Source organism: Cyanobacteriota bacterium, assembly GCA_025054735.1.
GTDB lineage: Bacteria > Cyanobacteriota > Cyanobacteriia > SKYG9 > SKYG9 > SKYG9.
On sequence record JANWZG010000351.1, the window covers coordinates 1 to 4317 of the forward strand.

Below are 4317 nucleotides of genomic sequence, written 5' to 3' on the forward strand. Positions count from 1 at the left end.
GATTAACGCAGACCATGACTTCACGATAGATGACGGTACCTATCAGGAAGATAGGGATGATGAAACCTAGGGTTACTGTTTAATCTTTCGTCAGCTAGAGACTTGAAGCAAGCTGAGTTCTGATTCATAGGAGACACTAACCGCGATTGTGAGGCATAGTAGGTAGGTGAAACAGGTCAGTAATAGCTGCACAGGTGAATGACTACATTTCCTAAACTACCAGGCAACTCTGGAATCGAATCGGATCCAACGTTTTGTGAAGGGGTCGCCGCATTTCAGCAGGCAGACTATATTGACGCACTGGCATATTTTTCGGCTGTTTACGAGGCCAACCCCCATTCCTTAGCAGGCATCCACGCACAGATGGGAATGATTTTGTCCTATGAGCGATATGGCCAGCCCGAAAAAGCCTGGGAGCATTGCCAAGCTATTCGTGATTATCCTGAACCGATGGTGCGACAGTGGGCAGAACAGGCGATCGCAAGCTTAGAGCACCGCTATCCAGAATTAGCTGCTCAAGCCCAGAGTCACCCTAGTCCCAAGCAGTTGCCTACATCGCAAGATCAGCCCTCAACAGCTATAGAATCAACGGATCCAACCAATTTATCACCTCATTTACTAGATAACCCAGATGCTCCAAATCCTCCGTGGCAATGGCGCAATGCAGGACGACTTGCAAGTGGTAGATCCCTAGGCAAGACAAAACCTTGGCCATTGTATTGGTTGCAAGTTGCTACCTTAGTAGCATTTATCGCTTTGACCTATAGGGTTGTGGACTGGCTCAAAGCCACGATCGCTCAAGTGCTTGAACCACTCCCCTACGTTTATCTGATTCCTCTACGCTATGCCAATAGCTTTCTACCCGTGGTCGGTTGCCTCGCTGGACTATGGCTGGTGTCACCTTGGCTACTTGATCAACTCTTAATTCGCCTCCACGGTATGGAAATTCAACCAGCGACCGTAGTGGGAAAACGCCATCCAGAGGTGTTGAAGGTGCTCAATCAGCTCTCTCAACGTCAACGCATTGCCCTGCCCAAGTTAGGGATTTTGCCCATCGCAGCTCCGGTTGCTATCAGCTATGGTCATCGGCCACGGTTCACACGCATTGTTCTCAGCCGAGGATTGCTTGATCAGCTCACAAGTGATGAGTTGGCGACGGTGTGCGCTGGTGAAGTAGCCCACATTCTCCAAGGCGACATAGCACTGATGACGTTAATGACCACGGTGTTACAGATTCCATACTTGGCATATTGGGGGCTAGCCACAGGTGCGGACTGGTTCTGGGACAACGCCCTCCGCACCCAGAGACAAGTAACCCATCACTGGCAAGCTAACCAAAGGCAACCGTTGTGGCAACGATTAGTACTCATCTCTTGCAGACCCATAACTATCTTGCATGGTGTAGTCCTAATAGGGTTTTATAGCCTAGGCTTGCTCTCTGGGTTAGCCTATGTCATCCACTGGCTGTTACGGCTGCCAGCGTTGTGGTTTGCTCGCCAACGGCTACATGCTAGCGATCGCTGCGCCGTCGAACTGACTGGTAATCCTAATGGACTCGTCCGCGCTCTCTTAAAAATTGCCATCGGTACTGCCAAGGCTATTCAGCAGCAGGGATATACCCCCCATCTACTTGAAAGTTTGGATTTGCTGCTGCCAGTAGGGCATCGTGTTAGTCTAACAGTGGGCACCGCTGTTCAATACACTAGTCCAGAGTCTGTTCTGGCCTGGGACTTGATTAATCCCTATCGGGGATGGTTAAACCTAGGACATGCCCAACCGTTGCTGGGCGATCGCCTGCATCGCTTGACAACCTATGCCCTCACTTGGAAGCTAGAGCCAGAGATCACCTTACCTGCTCCCCAGCCTCTTCAATGGCCTTGGCTGACAGAGTTAATCAGGTCACCTGTCCAAACCATTGCTCAGAGCGGTCTCTATGGTTATCAACTGCTGCTGCAAAGTGCACCCTACATTGGTCTGCCCTTAGGACTATTGCTGGGTTGGTTGACGTGGGGACTGCTGTGGCTGCTAGATTTGTTGGGACTGCGCTCAGTCGGTTGGATGGTGGGACATCCCGCTATCCTCCAGGCGATCGTGCTCACTAGTTTTAGCGTATCGGTGTTAGTTTGGGTCAATCCCTTCTTTCCAGAAATCACCCCTACGAACCTATGGGGAGTCACTACTGGCATAGTGGATCCAACTGCTGTGGTGCAAACCCCTCACGTGTTGGTATCCCTTGCAACACAGCCAACCGTCTTGCCGTCTGAAAGTCAGCCTGTCCAGATTACAGGCACGTTACTAGGTCGCAAGGGAACTGCTAACTTGTTTGCCCAGGACTTAATTTTGCAAACTCAGTATGGTCTGGTGCGGCTGCATCACCTATTTAGCTTTGGGCCTGTATTGGAGCTATGGTTACAGCCTACTCGTCCTAGTCTGGCGATCGGACAACCTGTGCGAGTTACTGGCTGGTTACGTCGAGGTGCCACCATCTGGCTAGACTTAGATCGTCTGCGTTGGCCCGATGGCACCGTTAGCTCTAGCAGTCATGCCGTTTGGATGGTGATCGTCGCAACGGTGACGGCATTATATGCTGGTTATGTTGTTATTTTTAATACCCGATAGCTCCGTTGTAGCCCTGTATATTTCCTAGCTTCTCTAGATATGCCACGCAAGCAAGCATTTCCTCGCCTAGTTGGTTCTAAATGGACTGCTCAAACCACAACTTGGGGGTGGCGACACTTCCACGTTATCAATCGCAAAAACTACGATCGACTAGTGTTTGCTGAGTTGGTGGCATCCTGTGACCCTACAACCCGATTTTGGCTCAACGCATCGGTGCTCAAAAATCGTCACCTGTGGAAACCTGGATGGCAACCGTTAACCACATTAACGAATCAGGAAAACTCCTCCGCAACTTTAGAAGAGCGTAACACTCAGTAATACAGTTATTCGCAATAAGCAATGTCACTTGTAATGCAATTTATTTTCAATAAGCAAAGTTTCTTGCGAAAAGGTTAAAATTTGCGCTAACGTTAGCAGTAACGAGTAGCTCTAAACCATAGAACTATGCCGACTTACACCGCTACATCCCTCAAAGCCGAGTTGAATGCTAAGGGTTGGCGTTTGACTCCTCAGCGCGAGACCGTATTGCACGTTTTTCAAAACCTACCTAGAGGCAATCACCTCAGCGTGGAAGAGTTGCACGAGTTGTTGATGCAACGTGGTGAATCCATTAGTTTGTCAACGCTCTATCGCACCGTCAAGCTCATGTCGCGTATGGGCATTCTGCGGGAGTTGGAATTAGCAGAAGGTCATAAACACTACGAATTAAATTCTCCCCATCCCCACCATCATCACCACTTGGTGTGCATTCAGTGCAACCGGACGATCGAATTTAACAATGACTCTATTTTGAAGCAGAGTCTGAAGCAAGCTCAGAAGAACGGTTTGCAGTTGATTGACTGTCAATTGACCGTTCATACAATATGTCCGGAGGCTATTCGTTTGGGCTGGCCTGCATTGCTGCCTAGCAGTTGGTCTTGCCAACGGCAATTCGGCCCGGTTGAAGATGCCTCCCATCATGAAGCGGCTCGTGACAGTGAATCGTCCTCTAGCACCTAGTCAACGGATTATTGTGCCGTTGGATGTGCCCGATGCAAGTTCTGCACTGGCTTTAGTCGATCGTCTACCTCAAGTTAAGTTTTGGAAGGTCGGGTTAGAACTGTTTATCGCAAGTGGATCCACAGTGTTACCTGAGTTGAAAGCCAGAGGTACTCAGGTATTTCTAGATTTGAAGTTGCACGATATTCCTAATACAGTCGCTGGTGGCTGTCGTAGTGCTGCTGCTCTGGGGATAGATATATTGACGCTACATGCTGCGGCTGGTCGCGAAGCCCTGCAAGCAGCTCAAAAAGCTGTAACGGAGGCTGCTGATGCTACAGGATTGGTTCCGCCTCAGTTGGTAGCAATTACCCTGTTGACTAGCATCTCTGCTCGTGCCTTGGCCTTTGACCTAAAGGTGTCTTTAGAATTGCCAGACTACGTGCTGATGATGGCGCTGTTGGCTCAGGAGAGTGGGCTGTCAGGTGTGGTCTGTTCACCTCAGGAAGCTAGGCAGTTGCGACAAGCCTGTGGGGATGAGTTTCTGCTGATTTGCCCAGGAGTGCGCCCAACTTGGTCAGACTCTGGCGATCAACAGCGCACCCTTACGCCGATCGCTGCCATCCAGGCTGGTGCAGATTACTTGGTTATTGGTAGGCCCATCACTAGTGCTAATAATCCAGCAGTCGCTTTCGATCGCATATGTGATGAGATTGCTAG

Annotated in this window: 4 protein-coding genes; all 4 read left to right on the forward strand. The window is 49.9% G+C overall.

Annotated features, from left to right (window positions below):
• Positions 1-198 precede the first annotated feature (198 nt).
• On the forward strand, positions 199-2619 hold the full coding sequence (locus NZ772_14760; GenBank protein ID MCS6814813.1) for a M48 family metalloprotease: 2421 nt from the start codon (positions 199-201) through the stop codon (positions 2617-2619).
• Between the two features lie 39 nt (positions 2620-2658).
• On the forward strand, positions 2659-2937 hold the full coding sequence (locus NZ772_14765; protein MCS6814814.1) for a TIGR02450 family Trp-rich protein: 279 nt from the start codon (positions 2659-2661) through the stop codon (positions 2935-2937).
• A 126-nt stretch (positions 2938-3063) separates the two neighbouring features.
• The gene (locus NZ772_14770; protein ID MCS6814815.1) at positions 3064-3618 is read left to right on the forward strand and encodes a transcriptional repressor; all 555 of its coding nucleotides are present in this window, start codon (positions 3064-3066) and stop codon (positions 3616-3618) included.
• Positions 3578-4317 (forward strand): orotidine-5'-phosphate decarboxylase (gene pyrF, locus NZ772_14775; protein ID MCS6814816.1); only part of this gene is annotated, 740 nt, incomplete at its 3' end. The genes NZ772_14770 and pyrF, both read left to right, overlap by 41 nt.

Excerpts from the sequence above, each read along its gene's own strand:
- NZ772_14760 (MCS6814813.1), top strand. The coding sequence starts at position 199 with ATGACTACATTTCCTAAACTACCAGGCAACTCTGGAATCGAATCGGAT.
- NZ772_14765 (MCS6814814.1), top strand. The coding sequence starts at position 2,659 with ATGCCACGCAAGCAAGCATTTCCTCGCCTAGTTGGTTCTAAATGGACT.
- NZ772_14770 (MCS6814815.1), top strand. The coding sequence starts at position 3,064 with ATGCCGACTTACACCGCTACATCCCTCAAAGCCGAGTTGAATGCTAAG.